18 protein-coding genes, 4 tRNA genes, 1 other RNA gene and 1 pseudogene are annotated in these 23,876 nt (G+C 70.8%); 15 read left to right on the forward strand and 9 right to left on the reverse strand.

The features are described 5' to 3' along the window. Positions 1 to 241 precede the first annotated feature (241 nt). From pabB to OG905_RS39175, 6 genes and pseudogenes are all read left to right on the forward strand, one after another. Positions 242 to 2,323 (forward strand): aminodeoxychorismate synthase component I, encoded by a 2,082-nt coding sequence (gene pabB, locus OG905_RS21220; protein ID WP_328674647.1) that lies wholly within the window; start codon positions 242 to 244, stop codon positions 2,321 to 2,323. After that, complete coding sequence (locus OG905_RS21225) at positions 2,320 to 3,237, forward strand: aminotransferase class IV (RefSeq protein ID WP_328674649.1); 918 nt, start codon at positions 2,320 to 2,322, stop codon at positions 3,235 to 3,237. Before pabB ends, OG905_RS21225 begins: the two co-directional genes overlap by 4 nt. A 6-nt stretch (positions 3,238 to 3,243) precedes the next feature. Beyond that, positions 3,244 to 4,185, forward strand: coding sequence for a diiron oxygenase (locus OG905_RS21230; RefSeq protein ID WP_328674651.1), 942 nt, complete (start codon positions 3,244 to 3,246; stop codon positions 4,183 to 4,185). 54 nt (positions 4,186 to 4,239) lie between these two features. Beyond that, complete coding sequence (locus tag OG905_RS21235; protein WP_328674653.1) at positions 4,240 to 5,376, forward strand: acyl-CoA dehydrogenase family protein; 1,137 nt, start codon at positions 4,240 to 4,242, stop codon at positions 5,374 to 5,376. A gap of 315 nt (positions 5,377 to 5,691) precedes the next feature. Beyond that, a complete protein-coding gene (locus OG905_RS21240) occupies positions 5,692 to 7,095 on the forward strand; it encodes a class II 3-deoxy-7-phosphoheptulonate synthase (protein ID WP_328674655.1) in 1,404 nt (467 codons plus the stop codon). Positions 7,096 to 7,144: 49 nt separating this feature from the next. Then, a pseudogene (locus OG905_RS39175) lies at positions 7,145 to 7,297 on the forward strand (site-specific integrase); the annotation flags it as partial. A gap of 67 nt (positions 7,298 to 7,364) precedes the next feature. Here OG905_RS39175 and OG905_RS21245 read toward each other — a convergent pair. Further along, positions 7,365 to 7,452, reverse strand: a tRNA-Ser gene (locus tag OG905_RS21245). Between the two features lie 72 nt (positions 7,453 to 7,524). Here OG905_RS21245 and ffs point away from each other — a divergent pair. From ffs to OG905_RS21275, 6 genes are all read left to right on the forward strand, one after another. After that, an RNA gene (ffs, locus tag OG905_RS21250) (signal recognition particle sRNA small type) lies at positions 7,525 to 7,623 on the forward strand. 119 nt (positions 7,624 to 7,742) lie between these two features. Further along, positions 7,743 to 9,929, forward strand: a complete 2,187-nt coding sequence (locus OG905_RS21255) for a DNA polymerase III subunit gamma and tau (RefSeq protein ID WP_328674658.1) — start codon at positions 7,743 to 7,745, stop codon at positions 9,927 to 9,929. Between the two features lie 60 nt (positions 9,930 to 9,989). Beyond that, positions 9,990 to 11,243, forward strand: coding sequence for a phosphoribosylamine--glycine ligase (gene purD / locus OG905_RS21260; RefSeq protein WP_328674660.1), 1,254 nt, complete (start codon positions 9,990 to 9,992; stop codon positions 11,241 to 11,243). 212 nt (positions 11,244 to 11,455) lie between these two features. Continuing rightward, positions 11,456 to 13,090, forward strand: a complete 1,635-nt coding sequence (locus tag OG905_RS21265; RefSeq protein WP_328674662.1) for a hypothetical protein — start codon at positions 11,456 to 11,458, stop codon at positions 13,088 to 13,090. Positions 13,091 to 13,305: 215 nt separating this feature from the next. Next, a complete protein-coding gene (locus OG905_RS21270) occupies positions 13,306 to 14,763 on the forward strand; it encodes a N,N-dimethylformamidase beta subunit family domain-containing protein (RefSeq protein ID WP_328674664.1) in 1,458 nt (485 codons plus the stop codon). Positions 14,764 to 14,833: 70 nt separating this feature from the next. Further along, positions 14,834 to 15,733, forward strand: coding sequence for a phosphoribosylaminoimidazolesuccinocarboxamide synthase (locus OG905_RS21275; RefSeq protein WP_328674666.1), 900 nt, complete (start codon positions 14,834 to 14,836; stop codon positions 15,731 to 15,733). A 65-nt stretch (positions 15,734 to 15,798) separates the two neighbouring features. Here the strand turns inward: OG905_RS21275 and OG905_RS21280 are convergent. The 8 genes from OG905_RS21280 to OG905_RS21315 all read right to left on the reverse strand — a co-directional run bounded on the left by OG905_RS21280 (position 15,799) and on the right by OG905_RS21315 (position 20,334). Next, positions 15,799 to 15,871: transfer RNA gene (locus tag OG905_RS21280), tRNA-Gly, on the reverse strand. Positions 15,872 to 15,893: 22 nt separating this feature from the next. Next, a complete protein-coding gene (locus tag OG905_RS21285; RefSeq protein WP_328674668.1) occupies positions 15,894 to 16,502 on the reverse strand; it encodes a response regulator transcription factor in 609 nt (202 codons plus the stop codon). Further along, entirely contained in the window at positions 16,499 to 17,791 is a 1,293-nt protein-coding gene (locus tag OG905_RS21290; protein ID WP_328674671.1) for a sensor histidine kinase, read from the reverse strand. Before OG905_RS21290 ends, OG905_RS21285 begins: the two co-directional genes overlap by 4 nt. A 20-nt stretch (positions 17,792 to 17,811) precedes the next feature. Next, complete coding sequence (locus OG905_RS21295; RefSeq protein ID WP_328674673.1) at positions 17,812 to 18,567, reverse strand: ABC transporter permease; 756 nt, start codon at positions 18,565 to 18,567, stop codon at positions 17,812 to 17,814. 1 nt (position 18,568) lies between these two features. Then, positions 18,569 to 19,522: an ABC transporter ATP-binding protein gene (locus tag OG905_RS21300; protein WP_328674675.1), complete on the reverse strand. Its 954-nt coding sequence runs from the start codon at positions 19,520 to 19,522 to the stop codon at positions 18,569 to 18,571. A gap of 140 nt (positions 19,523 to 19,662) precedes the next feature. Next, a tRNA-Gly gene (locus OG905_RS21305) sits at positions 19,663 to 19,735 on the reverse strand. 80 nt (positions 19,736 to 19,815) lie between these two features. Beyond that, positions 19,816 to 19,887: transfer RNA gene (locus OG905_RS21310), tRNA-Gly, on the reverse strand. Between the two features lie 111 nt (positions 19,888 to 19,998). Next, complete coding sequence (locus OG905_RS21315) at positions 19,999 to 20,334, reverse strand: histone-like nucleoid-structuring protein Lsr2 (RefSeq protein ID WP_328674677.1); 336 nt, start codon at positions 20,332 to 20,334, stop codon at positions 19,999 to 20,001. A gap of 292 nt (positions 20,335 to 20,626) precedes the next feature. Here OG905_RS21315 and purS point away from each other — a divergent pair, with 292 nt between their 5' ends. The 3 genes from purS to purL are packed head-to-tail and all read left to right on the forward strand — an operon-like array spanning position 20,627 to position 23,813. Further along, positions 20,627 to 20,872 (forward strand): phosphoribosylformylglycinamidine synthase subunit PurS, encoded by a 246-nt coding sequence (gene purS, locus OG905_RS21320; protein ID WP_078076409.1) that lies wholly within the window; start codon positions 20,627 to 20,629, stop codon positions 20,870 to 20,872. Beyond that, positions 20,869 to 21,549: a phosphoribosylformylglycinamidine synthase subunit PurQ gene (gene purQ, locus OG905_RS21325; RefSeq protein ID WP_324988836.1), complete on the forward strand. Its 681-nt coding sequence runs from the start codon at positions 20,869 to 20,871 to the stop codon at positions 21,547 to 21,549. The genes purS and purQ overlap by 4 nt, the downstream gene beginning before the upstream one ends. After that, on the forward strand, positions 21,546 to 23,813 hold the full coding sequence (purL, locus tag OG905_RS21330) for a phosphoribosylformylglycinamidine synthase subunit PurL (protein ID WP_328674687.1): 2,268 nt from the start codon (positions 21,546 to 21,548) through the stop codon (positions 23,811 to 23,813). Before purQ ends, purL begins: the two co-directional genes overlap by 4 nt. Positions 23,814 to 23,876 lie beyond the last annotated feature (63 nt).

The following is a 23,876-nucleotide window of genomic DNA, read 5'->3' on the forward strand; positions in this document are numbered from 1 at the left end:
TCCAGCGCAAGGTTCCCGTGCAGGTGGGCCCAGGCGACCGGAGCGCTGCCGACCCCGTTGACGTACGTAACCACCGTCCACCACACCGGGCCCTGACGAGCGCGTGTCGTCCATGGCCTCGTACACGCTTGCCCGCGGCGTGCTCGATCGCCTGACCGGCTTGAGCAGCAGCGGCTCAACGACTGACTTTCTGAGGCGAGCCGGACCGGCTGCCGAACGCCCTTGAACCAGGAGTATTCGAGTGCGAACCCTGCTTGTCGACAACCATGACTCGTACAGCTTCAATCTCTTCCAGCTGATTGCCGCGGTCACCGGCGTCGACCCGGTGGTGGTCGTCAACGACGACCCCGCCCTGGCCACCATGCCGCTGGACGGGTTCGACAACATCGTCGTATCGCCGGGGCCCGGCCGACCGCAGAACAGCCGCGATCTCGGGTACGTCGGCGAGCTGCTGCTGCGAACCGGCCTGCCGGTGCTGGGCGTATGCCTCGGCCACCAGGCCATCGCGCACCTTGCCGGCGGTTCCGTCGCAGCGGCCCCGCAACCGCGGCACGGCCATCTGACCACCGTCAAGCACGCGGACGACGAGCTGTTCGCGGGGATTCCCACCGAGTTCACCGCTGTGCGCTACCACTCGCTGAGTGTTCAGGAGCCGCTGCCCGAGACCCTGATCGCCACCGCCCGCTCCGAGGATGGCGTGATCATGGCGCTGCGGCACCGCGATCTCCCGCGCTGGGGCGTGCAGTTCCATCCGGAGTCGATCGCCTCGGAGTACGGACGTGAACTCATTGCCAACTTCACCGAGTTGACCCTCCGGGCCGCGGCAGCGCGAGGCCGGGCCGATGAACAGCCGCCGACCCCCGGCTCCGGCCTGGTCGGCCGACTGCGGGTACTGAGCACCGATCTGCCCGAGGCGGTCGACACCGAGGCGGCGTTCGTGGAGTTCTTCGCCGACAGCCCGGACAGCTTCTGGCTCGACAGCAGTCGGGTGGAGGCAGGACTGTCGCGCTTCTCGTTCCTGGGCGACGCCAGTGGACCGCTCAGCGAGGTGCTCACGTACCGGGTCGAAGCCGCGGCGGTCAAGGCGCGCGACGCCTCGGGCGTCCGCGTGCTCAGGGGCAGCGTGTTCGACGTGCTGGAGGCGCGGCTGAGCGAGCGCGCGATCGATCCCGGCTCGCTGCCGTTCGACCTGACCGGCGGCTATGTGGGCTACTTCGGCTACGAGTTGAAGGCCGAGTGCGGCACCAGTGCCCGCCACGCCGCCGACACCCCGGACGCGGCCTGGATGTTCGCCGACCGGCTGATCGCGGTCGACCACCTGGAGAACCGCACCTACGCGTTGGCCCTCTACGACGAGCGGACCGAGGACGAGGCCCGCGCCTGGCTCGAGAGCACCGCGGCCCGCCTGGTGCAGCTGCGCCCGGCCGCGGTGCCGGAGCAGCAGGCCGCAGCGGGCGTGGCACCCGACCCGGCCGGTCAGCTGGTGCGTGGGAGGGCCGGTTACGAGGACGACGTCCGCGCGGCGCAGCGTGAGCTGATCCGCGGCGAGAGCTATGAGATCTGCCTGACCAACAAACTGCATCTGCCCTTCGACGACGACGACACGGAGTTCTACCGTCGGCTGCGGCGGCTGAACCCGGCGCCCTACTCCGCATTCCTGCGCGTCGACGGCGTGACGGTGTTCTGCTCCTCGCCGGAGCGCTTCCTGCGGATCGAGCGGGACGGGCGCGTGGAGAGCAAGCCGATCAAGGGCACCGCCCCGCGCGACGCCGACCCGCAGCGCGACGCCGCGCTGGCCGCCGAGCTCAGGGCCAGTGCGAAGACGCAGGCGGAGAACCTGATGATCGTCGACCTGCTGCGCAACGACCTTGGGCAGGTGTGCGAGGTCGGCAGTGTGCACGTCGACCCCTACATGGCCGTCGAGAGCTACCAGACGGTGCATCAGCTGGTCTCCACCGTCAAGGGGCGCCTGCGTCCGTCCGTCGGCGTGGTCGAATGCGTGCGGCGCTGCTTCCCCGGCGGCTCCATGACCGGCGCGCCCAAACTCCGCACCATGGAGATCATCGACCGCCTCGAAACCGAGGCCCGCGGGGTCTACTCCGGCACCCTCGGCTACTTCGGCCTGTCCGGCGGCACCGATCTCAACATCGTGATCCGTACCGCCGTCCGCAACGGCGAGGATCTGAGCATCGGCGCCGGAGGTGCCATCGTGCTCGACTCGGATCCTCACGACGAGTACCAGGAGATGATCCTCAAAGCCGACGCCCCGCTGCGCGCCTACCGCGCTCCGTTCCCGGTTCAAGCGGGCGCCGAGACCCGATGAACGCCTTCGCCCCGGCACGGGCCGGCCGCTTCGTGTGGGATCCGGCCGCCGGCCCGCACGGCGCTCTGGTCCCCGAACAGAGCACCGACTCGGCGTCGGTCTCGGTCCCCTTGCGCGTCGCCGACTCGTGGCTGGTCGAGGACGGCAGGGTACGGGCGTTACCGGAACACGCCCGACGGTTCCGGGACGCGTGCCGCCGTCTGCTCGGCGTACCGTCCGGCCAGGTCACCGGCTTCCTGCGCGCGGCCGTCGGCCTGCTGCCGTCCGAAGGCCGTTGGTTCCCCCGGGTCGAGGCCCGGCCAGGTGCCCGCGGCCCGTGCCTGAGCCTGTGGCTGCGCCCGGCCCCGCCGCGCGGCGGACCGGTGGTGCTCTGGTATCCCGGCGCCCCGGACCCCCGGTCCCTGCCGTGGGCCAAAGGCCCGGATCTCGACGTGCTCGGGCGACTGCGCGAGGCGTCCCGCGCGGCCGGCGGCGACGAGCCGCTCCTGCTCTCCGCGTCCGGACACGTCCGCGAGGGCGGCACCACCAGCCTCGTCTGGTGGCGCGGCGCGAGCCTGTGCGCCCCGCCGCCCGGGCCGGACCTGCTGCCCGGAGTGACGCGGGCGCTACTGACCACCGCCGTGGCCGATGCGGGCCACCGGGTGGTCTCCGAGACGGCCACCCCGGCGGACCTTGTCGGCGTGCCGGTATGGGCGGTCAACGCCCTGCACGGCATCCGACCGGTCGCCGGGTGGCTGAACCTGGCCGACGAACTGCCACCACTCCCGGACTCGTCGGCCGAAGCAGAGCGCTGGCAGGCGCGCCTCGATCGGCTCGCCCTGCCCGCCCATCCCGGCCTGGTGCCCGACGCCGATGATCCGGCGTCGGGCACCGCCGGGGCCCTCCCTTCCACCGATCCGCAGCATCGAGGCTGACATCCCATGTCCACCGACACCTCTACGCAACGACCGAGCTACGAGCGCGACCTGCTGGCCCAGCTCACCCTGCGCTGGGGCCGGCGCGTCGCGGTGAAGAAGGACGAACTCGACCTCGACGGGCACTTCGACCCGGCCCTGCCGGACTTCCCCGAGCACCTCGTTCCGGTGTTCGCGCTCCCCGGCGTCGAGATGCTCGACCGGCAGGCCCGCGAACGTGTACTCGCGGCTGCGTGGGTCGCGTACAACGCCAAGACCGCGGCGATCGAGAACGAGATCATCCTGCCGGCCTGCCGGCTGATGCTGGACGAGCGCATACCGGTACGCCGCGACGACGTGTCGTACACCGCCCTGCACCAGACCATCGTCGACGAGCATTTCCACATCCTGATGTGCCACAACGCGGTCGGCGTGACCAAGCGACGGCGCGAGCTCGGCGACCTCGCCTTCGACCCGCGTGGCTGGGCGGTGGTGCGGGGCCTCGACCAGGCTCGAGAAGGCTTGTCGGGCTACGAGCGCGACCTGGTCGAGATCGCCTTCTCACTGGCCGCCGAGACCACCATCAGCGGCTTCCTGTCGAGCCTGGCCACCGCGCAGGACATCCAGCCGATGAACCGGATCACGGTGGACATGCACCGGCGCGACGAGAGCGGACACGCCGTTGTCTTCCGCGAGTTGGCCGGATCGCTCTACCGCTCGCTGGACGGCTCCGAGCGCGCGCTGTTCCGCGACGCGCTGATCAGCGGACTGGCCGCGTTCCGGGCCGCGGACGTCGACCCCTGGGTCGAGGTGGCCGCGGCCGGTGACCTGCGGATCGCGCCCGAGCAGTTGGCCGAGTGGGCCCGTGGCCGCCCGGCCCCGCGGCGGGACACCGGACCGCTGCAACTGCTGCTCGACGACCTCGGCATCGACCAGTCGCTCGTCGACGCGGTACCGCAGGGCGGCTGAGCCCGCACCGCGCGCCGCCGCATTCGATCCGTCACCACGGAAATCGAGGAAAAGATGTTCACCCTGACCGACGAGCTCCAGGCGATCGCGCGTACCGCGCGGGACTTCGCCGAGGAGCACCTGGCCCCGTCCGCGGTGGAGTGGGACGAGACCCACCACTTCCCCGTCGACACGTTGCGCAAGGCCGCCCAGCTCGGCATGGGCGGAATCACCGTGCGGGAGGAGTCGGGCGGTTCCGGCCTGTCCCGACTGGCCGCAGCCATGGTCTTCGAGGCCCTGTCCACCGGCTGCCCGGCCGTGGCCGCGTACCTGTCCATCCACAACATGGTCGCCACGATGATCGACACCTTCGGCGACACCCGGCAGCGCGCCCGCTTCCTGCCGGACCTGTGTTCCATGCAGTCCCTGGCCAGTTACTGCCTGACCGAACCGGGCTGCGGCTCGGACGCCGCGGCGCTGCGCACCAGCGCGGTGCGCGACGGTGAGGAGTACGTGCTGAACGGCGTCAAGCAGTTCATCTCCGGTGCCGGGGTCTCGGACGTCTACCTCGTCATGGCACGCACCGGCGGGCCCGGCCCGGACGGGATCTCCGCGCTGCTGGTCGAGGACGGTACGCCGGGTCTGTCCTTCGGTCCCGAAGAGCGCAAGATGGGCTGGCACGCGCAGCCGACCCGCCAGGTCGTGCTGCGCGACGTGCGGGTGCCCGCCGCCCATCTGCTCGGCGTCGAGGGCCGCGGCTTCCGTATCGCGATGGCGGGCCTGAACAGCGGGCGGCTGAACATCGGAGCCTGCTCGCTCGGCGGTGGCGCGGCCGCGCTGGAGCGTACCCTCGCCTACCTGCGCGAACGGGAAGCCTTCGGCAGGCCCCTGATCGAGTCGCAGGCGCTGCAGTTCCGGTTGGCCGACCTGGCCACCGAGCTCGAGGCCGCCCGCACCCTGCTGTGGCGAGCCGCGGCCGCGCTGGACGCGGGGGACTCGGACGCGGTCACTCTGTGCGCGATGGCCAAGCGGGTGGCGACCGACGCCGGTTTCGAGGCCGCCAACGGAGCACTCCAGCTGCACGGCGGCTACGGCTACCTGACCGAGTACGGCATCGAGAAGATCGTGCGCGACCTGAGGGTCCACCAGATCCTCGAAGGCACCAACGAGATCATGCGGTTGATCATCGCGCGTTCCCTGGTCGCGGTCTGAATCGGCCTCACCGGCGCACCGCGCCGCCGCCCCACCTTGTTGACTCCGGCAGTTCGAGCCAGATCACGGACGACATCGGCGGTTCGACGCCACCGGGGACGAGGCACGGAACCGTGGCGCCCGCGCGACCGCGCGGCGCGTCTTCGCTCAGGGCGAGGAACAGGGACGACCTCGTCCGCGACCGTCCGTGCCGTGGCCGAGCACCAGGTGAACAGGCCGACGTCGTGCGTGCGCCGTGCCTGACGGAGCCGCAGCGACCGCGACGCTCCACTGGCCGGGGCGTGTCGGCGACACGCCCCTAGGAGGGAGACTTCGATGACGAGGACCTACGAGACGGGTGCCCCGGACGGCGCGCGCGCCGCACCCGACCCGGCACCGTGGCGACTTCGCCCGGCCCGGCAGCAGCCCGTATGGCCGGACCCGGTACTGGCGGCCGGAGTGCTCGACGAACTGTCGCGGCAGCCGGCTCTGGTCGCTCCGGACCAGTGCGACAGCCTCGCCGACCGGCTGGCCTCGGTGGCCCGCGGTGAGGCGTTCCTCCTGCAGGGCGGCGACTGCGCCGAGCGGTTCGACGGAAACACGACTCGATCGGTGCGGGCGAAGCTCCGCGTGCTGCTGCAGATGGCGGTGGTGCTCACCTATGCCGCGTCGGTGCCGGTGGTGAAGGTCGGGCGGATCGCCGGCCAGTACGGCAAGCCGCGGTCGCGGGACGAGGAGACCCGCGGCAGCGTCACGCTGCCGGCCTACAGAGGCGACGCGGTCAACGGCCTCGCCTTCACCACCCGGGACCGCACCCCGGACCCGCGCCGGCTGCGGCGCATGTACGACGCCTCGGCGGCCACTCTGGCGGAGATCAGCGAGTTCGCCCTGGACGGCGCTGTTGACGTGCAGCAAGTGCACGAGTGGAACCGCGACTTCGTGCTCACTTCGCCGGCCGGTCGGCGTTACGAGCCGATGGCGGGCGAGATCGACCGGGCGCTGAGGTTCATGCGCGCTTACGGTGTTGCGCCGGACGCGAGCCTCAGCCCAGAGCTGTTCGCCAGCCACGAGGGTCTGTTGCTCGACTACGAGACCGCGCTGACTCGGGCCGACCCAGCCTCTGGACGTCGCTACGCCGGAAGTGGGCACATGCTGTGGATCGGCGAGCGCACTCGTGACGTCGACGGCGCGCACGTGGCCTACTTCTCGTCGATCGCCAACCCGGTCGGGGTGAAACTGGGGCCGTCCACGACCCCGGACGAAGCGTTGGCACTGATCGACCGACTTGACCCGGACAGGAGGCCCGGGCGGCTCACCTTCATCGTTCGGATGGGCGCCCGGGTCGTGCGCGACCGGCTGCCGGACCTGGTGGAGAAGGTCACCGCCTCCGGCGCCCAGGTGATATGGACCTGTGACCCCATGCACGGCAACACCTTTGAGGCGCCCAACGGCCACAAGACCCGGCGCTTCGACGACATCCTCGACGAGGTCACCGGCTTCTTCGAGGTACACAAAGCGCTCGGCACCCACGCGGGCGGCATCCATGTCGAGCTGACCGGCGACGATGTGACGGAGTGCGTGGGCGGCGGCACAGAGCTGGAGTTCGACGACCTGCCGCGCAGCTACGAGTCGGCGTGCGACCCGCGGCTCAACCGCAGTCAGTCGCTCGACCTGGCGTTCCGGGTGGCCGAGATGATCACCCGGACAGCCCGGCGCCAGGAACTCAAGACTTCCAGGTAGTTGATCGAGGGCGCCTTTGACGACGAACAGAGTCGCGGTGATCACGCTCGTGATCGACGCGATTTTGGGATGGGAGCCCGGGGGAGCGGCCCGGATGCGCGCTCGGTACATCCACATCACGGGGCCGATGCTCCGGAAGGTCGCGCAGCAGGTCGGAGAAGCCCTCTGGGCGCCGTCCGGGGCCGGAGAAGAAACCAACTGAGACGGACAACGACGAAGGGCCCCACCGCGGACGGTGGGGCCCTTCGACATCGTGCCCGGTGAGGCACTGGCGGAGGATACGAGATTCGAACTCGTGAGGGGTTGCCCCCAACACGCTTTCCAAGCGTGCGCCCTAGGCCACTAGGCGAATCCTCCGCCGCAAACAATACAAGACGTTGAGGAGTGCTAGCGAACTCGTTCCCACCCCCTGCCATCAGGTACCCTGTGCGGAGCCCCTCACGTGGCGCTATCTGACTGAACTCCCCCAGGGCCGGAAGGCAGCAAGGGTAGGTCGGCTCTGGCGGGTGCGTGGGGGGCGCTTGCGTTTGCGGACGGACGGGGCGGACACGGCGTACGGACCGCCGGACCGTGCGACGGACGCACTGGACGACGGACGGGCTGGACGACGGCGCCGCTTGTCGGTGGGCCCCGATAACCTCGTAGGCGTGTCGTCCCTTGCGCTGTACCGCCGCTATCGCCCCGAGTCCTTCGCCGAGGTCATCGGGCAGGAGCATGTCACCGACCCGCTGCAGCAGGCCCTGCGGAACAACCGGGTCAATCACGCGTACCTGTTCAGCGGGCCGCGTGGATGCGGCAAGACGACCAGTGCGCGCATTCTCGCCCGTTGTCTGAACTGCGAGCAGGGGCCCACACCCACGCCCTGCGGCGAGTGCCAGTCCTGCCGCGATCTCGCGAGGAACGGACCGGGGTCGATCGACGTCATCGAGATCGACGCCGCGTCCCACGGTGGCGTGGACGATGCGCGTGATCTTCGGGAGAAGGCCTTCTTCGGCCCGGCGAGCAGCCGGTACAAGATCTACATCATCGACGAGGCGCACATGGTCACCCCGCAGGGCTTCAACGCTCTGCTGAAGGTGGTCGAGGAGCCCCCGGAGCATCTCAAGTTCATCTTCGCGACCACCGAGCCCGAGAAGGTCATCGGCACCATCCGGTCGCGTACGCACCACTACCCGTTCCGGCTGGTGCCCCCAGGGACGCTGCGCGACTACCTGGGCGAGGTGTGCGGCAAGGAGAACATCCCGGTCGCCGACGGTGTGCTGCCGCTCGTCGTACGGGCGGGCGGGGGGTCCGTGCGTGACTCCATGTCCGTCATGGATCAGTTGCTCGCGGGCGCCGCCGAGGAGGGTGTGACGTATGCCATGGCCACCGCCCTCCTCGGGTACACGGACGGGTCGTTGCTCGACTCGATCGTGGACGCCTTCGCGTCGGGTGACGGGGCCGCGGCCTTCCAGGTCGTCAACACGGTCATCGAAGGCGGCAACGACCCGCGGCGCTTCGTCGCCGATCTCCTCGAGCGGCTGCGGGACCTGGTGATCCTGGCGGCCGTGCCCGACGCGGGGACGACCGGGCTCATCGACGCCCCCGCGGATGTGGTCGAGCGGATGCAGGCGCAGGCCTCCGTCTTCGGCGCGGCCGAGCTGAGCCGGGCCGCGGATCTCGTCAACACGGGGCTTACGGAAATGCGTGGCGCCACCTCGCCACGGCTGCAGCTGGAGCTGATCTGCGCGCGGGTGCTGCTGCCCGCCGCCTTCGACGACGAGCGCTCGACGCAGGCCAGGCTGGACAAGCTGGAGCGCGGGGTGACGTTCTCGACCGGCGGTTCCGGGCCCGCGATGGGGTACGTCCCGGGGCCCGCGGCCCAGGCACACGCGCCGGTGCCGCCCGCACCCGCACCCGCGCCCGCCGAAGCCCCTGCCCCTGCGCCCGAAGCTCCCGCCCCCGCTCCTCCCGCTTCCCCCGCCGAGCAGCAGCAGCCCGCCGGGCAGCGCCCAGGGGCATGGCCCGCCGCGACCGCGCCCGAGGCCGGGCGGCGTCCCGGCGGATGGCCCACCGCGTCGGCCCCGGGACAGAGCGGCCAGCAGCCGGGGCCTGCGGCCCCCGCTCCCGCGGCGCCCACGCCCGCCGCACCTGCCCCCGCTCCCGGCATGGTCCAAGGCGCCGGTCAGGTACGGAACATGTGGCCGGACATCCTGGAGGCGGTGAAGAACCGCCGCCGCTTCACCTGGATCCTGCTCAGCCAGAACGCCCAGGTGGCGGGCTTCGACGGCACCACCCTCCAGCTCGGCTTCATCAACGCCGGCGCCCGGGACAACTTCGCGAGCAGCGGCAGCGAGGAGGTGCTGAAGCAGGCGCTGGCCGAGCAGTTCAATGTGCAGTGGAAGGTCGAGGCGATCATCGACCCGTCGGGCGGCACGGCCGGCCCCGGCGGAGGCGCCCAGCCCCCACCCGGCGGCGGAGGCGGCTTCGGCACAGGCGGCTCCGGCGGTGGCGGCTTCGGTGGTGGCGGCAGTGGATACGGAGGCGGTGGCAGCGGATACGGCCGCGGCCCGTCCGCCCCGCAGGCCACGGCCCCCCAGAACTCCGCTCCCGCCCCGGCCCCCACGGCTCCGGCGCCCCGGCCCGCCCAGGCAGCTCCCCAGTCGGTGGCCCCGCAGGCCTCCGCGGCCGAGCCCCCGCGCCCCGCCCCCGTGCACAGCCCGCCCCCGGTCGCCCCCGAGGACGACGTACCGGAGGAGGACGACCCCGACCTCGTCGACTCCGCGCTCTCCGGCATCGACGTGATCGTCCGCGAGCTCGGTGCCACCGTCGTGGAGGAATACACAAACGAATAGGGGAGAAGGTCTCGGAGGCCCGTACAGGAGCAGCCCGCCCCGGCGGCTAGGCTGGCTGCCGTGAAGGTCCTCGTCATCGGCGGCGGCGCCCGCGAACACGCCCTGTGCCGCTCTCTCTCCCTCGACCCCGACGTCACCGCTCTGTACTGCGCGCCCGGAAACGCAGGCATCGGTGAGGTCGCCGAGCTGTACCCGGTCGACGCGCTGGACGGTGAGGCCGTGGCGCGGCTCGCCACCGAGCTGGAGGCCGGGCTCGTCGTCGTCGGCCCGGAGGCACCGCTCGTCGCCGGGGTCGCCGACGCCGTACGAGCCGTGGGCATCCCCTGCTTCGGCCCCTCCCGCGAGGCGGCCGAGCTGGAGGGCTCCAAGGCCTTCGCCAAGGACGTGATGGCGGCGGCCGGTGTGCCCACGGGCCGCAGCTATGTGTGTACGACGCCCGAGGAGATCGACGAGGCCCTCGACGCCTTCGGCGCTCCGTACGTCGTCAAGGACGACGGCCTCGCGGCCGGCAAGGGCGTCGTCGTGACGAGCGACCTCGAGAAGGCCCGTGAGCACGCACTGGCCTGCGGCGGCCGCGTGGTCATCGAGGAGTTCCTCGACGGGCCCGAGGTGTCCCTCTTCGCGATCACCGACGGCGAGACGGTCGTCCCGCTCACCCCGGCCCAGGACTTCAAGCGTGCCCTCGACGGCGACGAGGGCCCCAACACGGGCGGCATGGGCGCGTACTCCCCGCTCCCGTGGGCCGACCCGAAGCTGGTCGACGACGTCATGGCGAACGTCCTCCAGCCCACCGTCGACGAACTGCACCGCCGCGGCACGCCCTTCGCCGGGCTGCTGTACGCGGGTCTGGCGATCACGTCGCGCGGCGTACGCGTCATCGAGTTCAACGCCCGTTTCGGCGACCCGGAGACACAGGTGGTCCTGGCCCGCCTGCAGACCCCGCTCGCGGGCCTGCTGCTCCACGCCGCCCAGGGCACCCTCGACCTGGAGCCGCCGCTGCGGTGGCGGGATGACGCCGCCGTGACCGTGGTCGTCGCCTCGCACAACTACCCGGACACCCCGCGCACCGGCGACCCCATCGAGGGCCTGGACGAGGTCGCGGCCCAGGATGCGCCCCACGCGTACGTTCTGCACGCCGGGACGAAGCGGGACGGCGACGCGATCGTGAGCGCCGGCGGCCGGGTCCTTTCGGTCACGGCGACCGGGCAGGACCTGGCGCAGGCGCGTGAGCGCGCGTACCGGGCGGTGGCCCGAATCCGTCTTGACGGCTCGCAGCACCGTACGGACATCGCACGCAAGGCCGCCGGGGAGTGAACCTCTAGGCCCTGAGCACCGTCATCACCTTTACCCAACGCCATTCCATCGAGTGACGGCTGAGCCATCCGGATGACGCCCGCCGAAGCCCCAACTAGGGTGCGGCGCAAGCGTTCCGGCACTTGGCCCACCGGCATTGCGATGTCAGTTGTGGGTGCCACAGTGGGGGAGTGAGCAACACCGTCGCAGGGCAGAGGGGGTGAGGTCGGACCGTGTCCGGTACCGGTTTCGGTGAGTCGATGGGTGCGCACGCCGCGCGCTCGCGAGCCCTCGCCGTGCTGCGGGTGCGCAGCAGGGCGCTGGCCGTGGCGCTGCTGCCCGCGGCCGTGGCCGTCGTGCTCTTCGCGGGCGATGCCGCGGGGCATATGAGCGGCGGAAGTTGGGACGCGGCGCGCTGGGCCGTCTCGGTCTTCGCGGTGATCGTGCTGCTGCTCGCCGCGGCGGTCGCGGCGGTGATCGTCCGGGCCAGTCCCGCGCTCAGCCCCACCGTCGAGCTCCCGGAGCGCGCGGCCCCGGATCTGTACCGGCTGGTGCGTGACCTGGCCGAGCGCCTGGAGGTGCCCGCGCCCTCCGCGCTGGCGCTCACCCCCGACTGCGACAGCTGGCTCGAGGACCGTACGCACCCGGCCCATGCGATCCGCGGTGGAAGCAGGCGCCGTGGCACCGAAGCGCCCGTGCTGGTGATCGGCTCGCCCTTCCTGTGGTGGATGCGGGTCGCCGAGCTGAGGGCCGTGCTGGCGCCGGTCGTCGCGGGCACAGCACCCTCCGCGCACCCCGACATAGCAGCGGCCCGCCGTTTCATACGGGGCCTGGACGCAGCGGTCGCGGTCGCGGCCGCCCCGGGGCAGGGACCGATACGCAAGGTGGCGCTCGGTTTCGTCGGCGGGAGCACCCGGCTGCTGCTGCGCAGCTGTCAGGCGCCGGCTTCCGAGATGGAGCGGGGCGTCGCGGCGGCCGCGTCCGAGCGTGCACAGGCTGTGGACTACGGCCTGCGGATCGTCGCCCAGGAGCAGGTCGGCCTCGCCTATGCGGGCTGGGACCGGCTGCTGACCCGGGTCGCGCTGCCCGCCTGGCGCATGGGCCGCTGGCCCTCGCGCCTGGACGCGGGCGTCGTCTCGGCCCTGACCGAGCTCTCCCGGCGCGACCGTCTCGCCGAGGGCTTCGCCTCCAGGCTGGGCGAGCGCCCCGCCTGCGACCTGCTCGAAGAGCCCGGCGCGATAGACGAGGCCGCATCCCTGCTGGCCGCCCGCCTCTTCCACGGCGGCCCGGCCGAGGCGGGCCCCGACTGGTCGCCGGTGGACTGGCAGGAGTATCCGGAAGAGGTGGTCGACCGTAAGTGGCGTACGGAAGCGGCCCGCCTCCACAGGGTGCTCGACGACCTGGGCGTACCGCCGTCGACGGGCCCGCACGGGCCGACGCTGACCCGGGTCATGGACCATCTGTCCGGCCGGGGCGCCGAGACCGGCGAGATGCTGGCCGCCGGGATCAGCGCGGAGGTCGCCCGCGAGGAGGCCGCGGTCCCCCCGCCCCCCAAGAGCCCCGGTGACGCGCTGAACGGCTGGGGAGCCGACCCGCTTCCGCTCTTCCCGCTGCAGCCGCCCCGTACGGGCCGTGAGCTGCTCGCCGACCATGTGACCGCGATGGTCTGCTGCGCCGCCGTCGACACTGCGGGCGCGGCCCCCGGCCTCGATTGGCTCGACGGCCCGGCGCTGATGATCAATGGTGAACGCCGCGCGGATCTGGCCACCCGCGTGCTGAGCCTGACAGAGGACGGCGACGCGGCCCCTCTGCGCAGCTGGCTCTCCACCCTGGGCGTCCGCCCGGAAAAGCCGGTCCGCCTGGTCTGACGGCGTCGGACGCAGTCGGACGGCGCCGGACGACGACGAGCCCCGCGCCCGCCGGCGCGGGCGATACACCCATCTCGTCCGGAACATCCCCTTCCGCTCACGTCAATTAGCGACGAACGGTGACGGAGTGCGTGCGTTATGTGATGTGCTGGAGACCGGCACTGAACACTGGTGGCGCATCACAGATGACCTGGGGCCTCGAGGGAGGGCGCAGCATGGGGGCGGAGCAGATCCGGCGATGGGAATCGGGCGCCCTCGCCCACGCCGTCACGGACCCTTTCGGCCAGGGCCCCCTGCCCTGGCTGCGCGGCAGTGAGCACTACTTCGACGACACCGGCCAGGTCGTCCCCTGGTACGCCGATCCCGACCGCGGCAGGAGCGCCCGCGGACCCCGCACCGCCGACGACGTACGCCGGCAGATCAAAGGCTTCGCGTCCACGGGCGCGGCCGCCCCCGGCGAGGCGATCGATTTCCACATCACCGTCGACCCGCCCCAGCAGTTCTCGGTCGACGTCTACCGCATCGGGCACTACGGGGGCGACGGAGCGGCCAAGATCACCACCAGCCCGCGCCTCTCCGGCATCGTCCAGCCGCCGCCTCTCGCCGCCGACCGGACCGTCTCCTGCCACCACTGGTGGCTCTCCTGGCGGCTGCAGATCCCGTCCTACTGGGCGGTCGGCGCGTATGTCGCCGTGCTCACCACCGCCGACGGCTACCGCTCCCACATCCCCTTCACCGTCCGCGACGACCAGCCCGCCGACCTCCTGCTCCTCCTCCCTGACATCACCTGGCAGGCGTACAACCTCTATCCGGAGGACGGCCGCACGGGCGCCAGCCTCTACCACGCCTGGGACGAGACGGGCCGCCTCCTCGGCGAGGAGGACGCCGCCACCACGGTCTCCTTCGACCGTCCGTACGCGGGCGCGGGCCTGCCCCTCCATGTCGGCCACGCCTATGACTTCATCCGCTGGGCCGAGCGGTACGGCTACGACCTCGCCTACGCGGAGACCCGCGACCTCCACGCCGGCCGTATCGACCCCGGCCGCTACCGGGGACTGGTCTTCCCCGGCCACGACGAGTACTGGTCGGCGCCGATGCGCCGCACCGTCGAGCGCGCCCGCGACGGCGGCACCTCGCTCGTCTTCCTCTCCGCCAACACCATGTACTGGCAGGTCGAGCTCGGCCCGTCGCCCTCCGGCGTTCCTGACCGCCTGCTGACCTGCCGCAAACGCCGCTGCCCCGGAAAACCGGCCCTGTGGCGCGAGATCGACCGGGCGGAGCAGCAGCTGCTGGGCATCCAGTACGCGGGGCGGGTCCCCGAGCCACACCCCCTGGTCGTACGGAACGCGGATCACTGGCTCTGGGAGGCGACCGGAGCCGACGAGGGCGACAAGCTCCCCGGCCTGGTCGCGGGCGAGGCCGACCGGTACTTCCCGCGCACGGCGCTGCCCGAACACCAGGGCCGGATCCTGCTCTCCCACTCCCCCTACCGGGACGGCGAGGGCGTCACCCGTCACCAGGAGACATCGCTGTACCGCGCACCCTCGGGCGCCCTCGTCTTCGCCGCCGGCACCTTCGCCTGGTCCCCGGCGCTGGACCGCCCCGGCCATGTCGACACCCGTGTCCAGCGGGCGACGGCGAACCTCCTCGACCGCATCTGCAAGCGCGACTGACCCCGTACGAGCCGGTCCACCCCGCGTACGGGACAATCGGACAGGTTAGACATCACCACGGGGAGGAACCGTGTCCGGATTCGTCGAAAAGCCCGAGCCGCTACAGGTGCCGGGCCTGGTACATCTGCACACCGGCAAGGTGCGCGACCTGTACCAGAACGAGGCGGGCGACCTCGTGATGGTCGCCAGCGACCGCATGTCCGCCTACGACTGGGTGCTGCCCACAGAGATCCCCGACAAGGGGCGGGTGCTCACCCAGCTGTCGCTGTGGTGGTTCGAGCGTCTGGAGGACCTGGTCCCCAACCACGTCCTGAGCACCGACCTTCCCGACGGCGCCCCCGCCGACTGGGCGGGCCGCACCCTCATCTGCAAGTCGCTGCGCATGGTCCCGGTCGAGTGCGTGGCCCGTGGCTATCTCACCGGCTCGGGCCTCGTCGAGTACCAGGAGTCCCGTACGGTCTGCGGCCTCGCCCTGCCCGAGGGTCTGAGCGACGGCTCCGAGCTCCCGGCCCCGATCTTCACGCCCGCCACCAAGGCGGCCGTGGGCGATCACGACGAGAACGTCAGCTACGAGGAAGTGGCCCGCCAGGTCGGCGCGGAGACCGCCGCCCTGCTGCGCCAGACGACTCTCGCCGTCTACGGCCGGGCCCGTGACATCGCCCGCGACCGCGGCATCATCCTGGCGGACACCAAGTTCGAGTTCGGCTTCGAGGGCGACGAGCTCGTCATCGCCGACGAGGTGCTGACCCCCGACTCCTCCCGCTTCTGGCCGGCGGCCTCCTGGGAGCCGGGCCGTGCCCAGCCCTCGTACGACAAGCAGTACGTCCGCGACTGGCTGACCTCGCCCGCCTCCGGCTGGGACCGCAAGAGCGAGCAGCCGCCGCCGGCCCTCCCCCAGGAGATCGTCGAGGCGACCCGCGCCAAGTACATCGAGGCGTACGAGCTGCTGACCGGCATGAGCTGGTCGTAGACACGGCACGACCGACAGACACGAAGAAGGCCCCGGTCGCGATGACCGGGGCCTTCTCCACTCTGAGCGGACGACCAGGTTCGAACTGGCGACCTCAACCTTGGCAAGGTTGCGCTCTACCAACTGAGCTACGTCCGCATGCGCTGTGGCGCGGGGACCACTATACCCAACCTCGCTCGCGAGCGAGACGCACCGCGGTATGCCGGTTCTCGGCCCCCAGCTTGGAGGCGGCCGACGAGAGGTAGTTCCGCACGGTCCCCTGCGACAGCGAGGCCCGCTCCGCGATCTCCGCGACGGGTGCCCCGTCCGCCGCCAGCTCCAGCACCTCCGCCTCCCTGCCGGTCAGCGGCGAGTCCCCCGCCGAGATCGCGTCGGCCGCCAACTCCGGGTCCACATAGCGGTTTCCGGCGTGCACCGTACGGATGATCTCCGCCAGCCGCTGGGCGCTCACGGTCTTGGGGACAAACCCCCGCACACCCGCAGCCAGCGCCCTTTTGAGGTGGCCGGGCCGCCCATGACCGGTCACGATCATCGTCCGGCACTCGGGCAGTTCGGACCGCAGGGATGTGGCCACACTCACACCGTCCGGCCCTGGCATCTGGAGATCGAGGACCGCGACATCGGGCCGGTGCGCCCGAGCCATGGCCAGGGCCTCGCCGCCCGTGGCCGCCTCGGCGACCACCACGAGATCGTCTTCGAGCGAGAGCAGGGCGGCCAGGGCGCCCCTGATCAGATGCTCGTCGTCGGCGAGCAGTACGCGTACGGTCACACCGCCTCCTTCACGTCATCCCCGACCAGGTCGTCCCCGTCGTTTCTGCCGTCATTGAGGGGAACGCGGGCCGTCAGACGGAAGCGCCCGCCCCGACACGAGCCGGCCTCCAGCGTGCCGCCCACCGCGGACAGCCGCTCCCGCAGGCCCGCGAGCCCCGAGCCCGGGGCGTCGCCCGGCGCCGCCTCGGTCACCCCGTCGTTCTCGACGACCAGGACGACGGTGTCGTCCTCGGTGCGCACCGAGATCGTGCAGCGCTGAGCGTCCCCGTGCCGCAGCACGTTCGTCGTGGCCTCCCGGACCACCCAGCCCAGCGCCGACTGGACATCGCCGGGCAGTTCCGCCTCCCCCCACTCGACGGTGCAGGCGATCCCGGCCGCCGCCAACACGCCTCGCGCGCCCTCCACTTCCACCCGCAGGTCCGCCTCGCGGTAGCCGCGCACGACGTCCCGTACCTCTCGGTGCGACTCTTGGGCGATGCGCTGGACCTCTGTCATCTGGTCGACCGCTCGGTCCCACCCGTCAACCGACCGCCGCCCGACGGGTGCTTCGCACGCCCCTTTCGATGCGCGGCGGGCCAGCTGCACCGCCAGCTCGCTCTTGAGCGCGATGACGGCGAGGTTCCGGCCCAGTACGTCGTGCAGATCGCGGCCGAAGCGCAGCCGTTCCTCGGCGACGGCGAGCCGCGCCTGTACGTCACGCGCCTCGCGCAGCTCCCACATCACTGCCAGTACCCACATGGACGCCCGCGCCGTGAACGCCATCCAGCCGGTCACCAAGCCGGTCGTCACGACGGCGAACAGCGCCTGACCGGCGGTGCGGCCGGTCAGCGAAACCAGCCCGCCCACCACGGCCAGCACCGCCAGTTGGATCAGACCCGTGGTCCGGTTGCGTACGAGCAGACAGTGGACGGTCAGGAACGGCGCCAGCCCCGCCGCCAGCATCGTCGGCAGCAGCTCCGCCAGATCGACCGTCGACGCCAGCGCCACCACGGCGGCCGTCGTCGCAGCCGTCACCGCCGCCGCCCGCGAGACCATGCTCCGGGGCACCTGCCCCTGCCCCAGATAGGCATCCATCGCGTGCCGGGCCAGCCGTCCGCAGAGCACCCCCTCCGCGACGGCCAGCAGCGAGGCGCTCAAGACCAGCATCAGCTGCCCGTCCTCGTGGACCGGCCGGGCCTGCAGCAGCAAGGTCAGCCCGAGGACCCCCGCCCACGGGATCAGATAGACCGTGCCGCGCGTATACAGGTCCACCTTCGCCAGTCCGCTGCGGCCGCTCCAGCCCTTCACTCGCACAGAAACCCCCGAAGTCAGCGGCGGGGCTCCCAGCGGAACCACCGCTGCACAGCAAACACCGAGAGTGCGATCCAGGCCAGAGCCGTCACCGCGGCCCCGACCACGTCATGGGCGTCGGCACCGCCCAGCCAGCCGGCCCGTACGAGCGTCATCACCCCGGTCACCGGCAGCAGTTTGCACGCGGACGAGAGCTCCTGCGGCATCGTTTCCAGCGGTATGAGCAGGCCGGAGCCGACATACGAGATCAGGAGCATCGGCAGCGTGGTGAGCTGAGCGCTCTCCACGGTCCGGGTCACCGCGGACGTGGCGGCCGCCAGCGCGGCCAGCAGCACCATCCCCAGCAGCACACCCAGGACCAGCAGTTCGGGCCGCTTCGGCGCCCCCACACCCAGGAAGGCGACCCCGGCCACCACGATCAGCACGCACTGCGCGAGCGCGAGACCGGCAGCGGGCAGCGCCGTCCCGGCGAGGATCTCGCGGTCCGGCACCTCCCCCGTACGCAGCCGCTTGAGAACCAGCTCCTCGCGCCGCGCCACATACGCCGAGACGAGGTTGAGATGGACGACGAGGATCAGCACTATCCCGATCCCGCCCGTCATCGCCGCCTCCGCGACGCTCATGTCGGGATCGAGCTGGTCCATGGATGCCTTGATCGCCGCGACACTCGCCCCGGGCATCACCAGCGCCACGGCGAGCGCGGTCCGGTTCCGCAGCAGAAGAGTCAGTTCGGCCCGCCCGAGAGCGGTCAGTCGTCCAGCCGTCGCGGTCATGTCACACACCTGCCGTTTCTGTCTTCGCGATGCCCTGCGCGGTGTCCTGCGCCGCGCCCCGCGCGATGTCGAGGAAGGCCTCTTCGAGCGAGGCGGTGCGGGCATCCAGCTCGTCGAGCCGTACGTCCGACTCCCGCGCCCACCGCAGGAGTTCTTCGAGCGCCTGCTGCAACTGGTGCGTACGGATCTCGATCCGCCGGCCGTCCGCCGCCGCCCGCAGCGAGAGCGGCAGCCGTCCCGCCGCCACCCCCTCGGGCAGGACGAACCGGATGCGCGCCGGCCGGGCCGCCGTCACCTCGGCCGGGGTGCCCGTGCTCACGATCCGCCCCCGGTGCATGATCGCCAGCCGGTCGGCCAGGGACTCGGCCTCCTCCAGATAGTGCGTGGTCAGCAGCACGGTCGTGCCACCGTCGCGCAGCGCCCGCACCAACTCCCAGGTGTCGTAGCGCCCTTCGGCGTCCAGGCCGGTCGTCGGCTCGTCGAGGAAGAGCACCTCGGGCCGCCCGAGCAGAGCCAGCGCCAGATCCAGCCGCCGCCGCTCCCCGCCCGACAGCTGCTTGACCCGTACGCCGGATCGCTCGCCGAGCTTCACCAGCTCCAGCGCCTCAGCGGTCGGCCGGGCCCCACTCGTGCACCCCGCCCACATCCGGGCCGTCTCGGCCACGGTCAGGTCGGAGGGGAAGCCGCCCTCCTGCAGCATCACGCCGATCCTGGGCCGAACAGCGGCGCGCTCGCGGTGCGGATCGTGACCGAGGACCCGCACCCGTCCGCCGTCGGGCACAGCAAGGCCCTCCAGCAGCTCGACCGTGGAGGTCTTGCCCGCGCCGTTGGTCCCGAGCAGGGCGAAGACCTCGCCGCGCGCCACGGAGAAGGAGATGCCGGTCACTGCCTCGAAGCCGCCGGCGTAGGTCCGCCGCAGCTCCTCGGCCTCGATGACGTACTGGTCTGTGGTCATGACTCAAGGCTCGGGCCGGCCGGCTCCGCCCGGCAGTGCGGGCTGTCACCGCTGTCCATGACAAATGTCATCGGAGCCGGTGCATACGAAGGGCGAACACGAAGAAGGCCCCAGTCATATTGACCAGGGCCCTCACTCTGAGCGGACGACGAGATTCGAACTCGCGACCCTCACCTTGGCAAGGTGATGCTCTACCAACTGAGCCACGTCCGCATTGCTGCCGCTCAGCTCTCACTGGGCGGTGCGTCCACCACTCTACCTGATCCACAACCGTGGCCGGTAAAGCGATGTAGAGCGGGTGACAGGAATTGCACACTGCGCCTTCCCCCTGGAAGGGGGATGTTCTACTACTGAACTACACCCGCACGCTGCGTGAGGTCGGGCCGTGCGGCCTCGCCCCTCGGCGTGCTCCAGACTCTAGCCGAACAGCGGGGGTGCAGTGCAACTCGGATCTGCGAGCGCTCTCGGCCGGCCTCTCAACTGGCCTCGCGGAAGGCCGCGTAGACCGCCTTGGGGATCCGTCCGCGGGCCGGCACGGCCATCTTGTTGGACTGCGCCCACGCCCGCACGGCCGCCGGGGCGGGCTCGAGCGCGGTGTGCCGGTAGGAGACGCGAGACTTGTCGCGCTTCCCGGCGTTTGTCTGCTTTCGGCCTGCCGCCATGTACGGGGCCAGTGCCTTGCGCAGTTTCTTTGCATTGGAGGGATTGAGGTCGATCTCGTACGCCTTCCCGTCCAGCGCGAACGCGACCGTTTCCGCCGCTTCTCCGCCGTCGATGTCGTCGGAGAGCGTGACCACTACTCGCTGAGCCACGGATATCGGTCCTTTCCCTGCGGTATCACCGGTTCTGACATGCCTACCGACATGCGGTGATACCGGCTTTCCGGCGGGTGAGGGGCAATGGTGCTTTCCTCTGTATTCCTTTGTACAGCGGTTCGCACTGCATTGTGAAGCCCAGCCAATTACATGCGCGTGTCCGATGCAATGGCGTGCGGGAATTTTTCCCGGGATTTTCCCTGGGCGTTCTCCGGATATCTACCCGCGTAGATTTTTCGGGCGGGTACGCTGAGGGAACCGCCCTCGCAACACACCACCGGGAGTGCCCGTGGCACGCGTCGTAGTCGACGTCATGCTCAAGCCCGAGATCCTCGACCCCCAGGGACAGGCAGTACAGCGTGCACTGCCGCGTCTCGGATTCGACGGAATCGCGGACGTACGTCAGGGAAAGCGCTTCGAGCTGGAGGTGGAGGGGCCGGTCGACGAGGCCGCCCTCGCCCGCATCCATGAGATGGCCGAAACGTTCCTCGCCAACACCGTCATCGAGGACTTCGTCGTAAAGGTGGAATCGTGACCGCTCGTATCGGAGTCGTCACTTTCCCCGGCACGCTCGACGACCAGGACAGCCTGCGCGCCGTCCGCCTCGCGGGCGCCGAGCCCGTCTCGCTCTGGCATCGCGACAAGGACCTCAAGCAGGTCGACGCCGTGGTCCTCGCCGGAGGTTTCTCCTACGGCGACTATCTGCGCGCCGGAGCCATCTCCCGGTTCTCGCCGGTGATGGAGACGATCATCGACCAGGCCAGGGCGGGCATGCCGGTTCTCGGTATCTGCAACGGCTTCCAGATCCTCACCGAATCGCATCTGCTGCCGGGCGCCATGCTCCGCAACAACCATCTGCACTTCATCTGCCGCGAGCAGAAGCTGCGGGTGGAGACGAGCGGGACGGCCTGGACCGCCGACTACACCGACGGTCAGGAGATCCTGATCCCGCTCAAGAACATGGACGGGCGGTACGTCGCCGACGAGCGCGTGCTCGACGAGCTGGAGGCCGAGGGCCGGGTCGCCTTCCGCTACCTGGACTTCAACCCGAACGGCTCGCTGCGTGACATCGCCGGCATCACCAACGCCGCGGGCAATGTCGTCGGCCTGATGCCGCACCCGGAGCACGCCGTCGAGCCCCTCATCGGCACGGGCCGCACCGACGGCCTCGGTTTCTTCACCTCGATCCTCAAGAAGCTGGTCAACGCATGAGCCTGGATACGGTCAAGCACGCGGCCGGGACCCCGGACGTCGAGCAGCCCTGGAAGGAACTCGGCCTCAAGCAGGACGAGTACGAGCGCGTCCGCGAGATCCTCGGCCGCCGGCCCACCGGCGCCGAGCTCGCCATGTACTCCGTCATGTGGTCCGAGCACTGCTCGTACAAGAGCAGCAAGGTCCACCTGAAGCAGTTCAGCGAGAAGAAGCCCGAGAGCGACGCGATGCTCGTCGGGATCGGCGAGAACGCCGGTGTCGTCGACGTCGGCCAGGGCTACGCGGTCACCTTCAAGGTCGAGTCGCACAACCACCCCAGCTACATCGAGCCCTACCAGGGCGCGGCCACCGGCGTCGGCGGCATCGTCCGCGACATCCTCGCGATGGGCGCCCGCCCGGTCGCGGTCGTCGACCCGCTGCGCTTCGGCGCCGCCGACCACCCCGACACCAAGCGCGTCCTGCCGGGCGTCGTCGCGGGCATCGGCGGCTACGGCAACTGCCTCGGCCTGCCGAACATCGGCGGCGAGGTCGTCTTCGACGAGTGCTACCAGGGCAACCCGCTGGTCAACGCGGGCTGCATCGGCGTGATGAAGCACGAGGACATCCACCTCGCCCAGGCGTCGGGCCCCGGCAACAAGGTCATCCTGTACGGCGCCCGCACGGGCGGAGACGGCATCGGCGGCGTGTCCGTCCTGGCGTCGGAGACCTTCGAGTCGACCGGTCCCGCCAAGCGCCCCGCCGTTCAGGTCGGCGACCCCTTCCAGGAGAAGCTCCTGATCGAGTGCACGCTCGAGATCTTCAAGGAGCAGCTGGTCGCGGGCATCCAGGACCTCGGCGGCGCCGGTCTGTCCTGCGCCACCTCCGAGCTGGCGAGCGCCGGTTCCGGCGGTATGCGCGTCGAGCTCGACACCGTCCCGCTGCGTGATGCGACCCTCTCGCCGGAGGAGATCCTCATGAGCGAGTCGCAGGAGCGCATGTGCGCGATCGTCGAGCCCGGCAAGGTCGACCGCTTCATGGAGATCTGCGAGAAGTGGGACGTCATCGCCACCGTCATCGGTGAAGTGACCGAGGGCGAGCGGCTGGAGATCTTCTGGCACGGCGAGCAGATCGTCGACGTACCCCCGCGGTCCGTCGCCCACGAGGGCCCGACGTACCACCGTCCGTACGCCCGTCCGCAGTGGCAGGACGCGCTGCAGGCCGACGACGCGAACAAGCTGCCCCGGCCGGCGACCTCCGAGGAACTGCGTGAGCAGGTCCTCGCCCTGGTCTCCTCGCCGAACCAGGCGTCGAAGTCCTGGATCACCGATCAGTACGACCGTTTCGTGCAGGGCAACACCGTGCTGGCCCAGCCCGAGGACGCGGGCATGATCCGGATCGACGAGGAGTCGAACCTGGGTGTGGCCATGGCGACCGACGGCAACGGCCGGTACGCCAAACTCGACCCGTACACGGGCGCGCAGCTCGCGCTGGCGGAGGCGTACCGCAATGTCGCCGCCTCCGGCGCCAGGCCGCTCGCCATCTCGGACTGCCTGAACTTCGGCTCGCCCGAGGACCCGGACGTCATGTGGCAGTTCGCCGAGGTCACCCGCGGCCTCGCGGACGGCTGCCTGCAGCTCGGCACCCCGGTCACCGGCGGCAATGTCTCGCTCTACAACCAGACCGGCGAGGTCGCGATCCACCCGACGCCCGTCGTGGCCGTCCTCGGTGTCATCGACGACGTCAACCGCCGCACGCCGATCGCCTTCGCGGAAGAGGGCCAGCTCCTCTACCTGCTCGGCGACACGCGTGAGGAGTTCGGCGGCTCGGCCTGGTCCCAGGTGATCCACGACCATCTCGGCGGACTGCCGCCGGCCGTGGACCTGGACCGCGAGAAGCTGCTCGGCGAGATCCTGATCTCTGCCTCACGCGACGGCATGATCGACGCGGCGCACGATCTGTCGGACGGCGGCCTTATTCAGGCGGTCGTCGAGTCGTGCCTGCGCGGCGGCACGGGTGCGCGGCTGATCGTTCCGGACGGGCTCGACGCCTTCACCTTCCTGTTCAGCGAGTCGGCCGGCCGTGCGGTCGTGTCCGTCCCGCGCAGCGAGGAGCTCCGCTTCAACGACATGTGCGGGGCGCGGGGTCTGCCCGTGACGCGTATCGGTGTCGTGGACGGGACCGTGTCCGATTCAAATGCAGTGGTGGATGTGCAGGGCGAGTTCAGCATCGCGCTGAGCGAGCTCCGTACGGCTCACGAGGAGACCATCCCGGGTCTGCTGGTCTGACGCACAACTGCTGTGGGAGCCCCCGTCCGGACCCTTCCGGACGGGGGCTTTCGCGGTTTGTGC

The sequence above is a fragment of the Streptomyces sp. NBC_00322 genome (assembly GCF_036147535.1).
In the GTDB taxonomy this organism is placed as follows: domain Bacteria; phylum Actinomycetota; class Actinomycetes; order Streptomycetales; family Streptomycetaceae; genus Streptomyces.

Bases quoted from the DNA above. Each gene is read 5' to 3' on its own strand.
- purL (WP_328674687.1), top strand. From the start codon at position 21,546: ATGAGCCTGGATACGGTCAAGCACGCGGCCGGGACCCCGGACGTCGAG.
- OG905_RS21300 (WP_328674675.1), bottom strand. From the start codon at position 19,522: ATGACCACAGACCAGTACGTCATCGAGGCCGAGGAGCTGCGGCGGACC.
- OG905_RS21235 (WP_328674653.1), top strand. From the start codon at position 4,240: ATGTTCACCCTGACCGACGAGCTCCAGGCGATCGCGCGTACCGCGCGG.
- OG905_RS21225 (WP_328674649.1), top strand. From the start codon at position 2,320: ATGAACGCCTTCGCCCCGGCACGGGCCGGCCGCTTCGTGTGGGATCCG.
- OG905_RS21230 (WP_328674651.1), top strand. From the start codon at position 3,244: ATGTCCACCGACACCTCTACGCAACGACCGAGCTACGAGCGCGACCTG.
- OG905_RS21295 (WP_328674673.1), bottom strand. From the start codon at position 18,567: ATGACCGCGACGGCTGGACGACTGACCGCTCTCGGGCGGGCCGAACTG.
- OG905_RS21270 (WP_328674664.1), top strand. From the start codon at position 13,306: ATGGGGGCGGAGCAGATCCGGCGATGGGAATCGGGCGCCCTCGCCCAC.
- OG905_RS21240 (WP_328674655.1), top strand. From the start codon at position 5,692: ATGACGAGGACCTACGAGACGGGTGCCCCGGACGGCGCGCGCGCCGCA.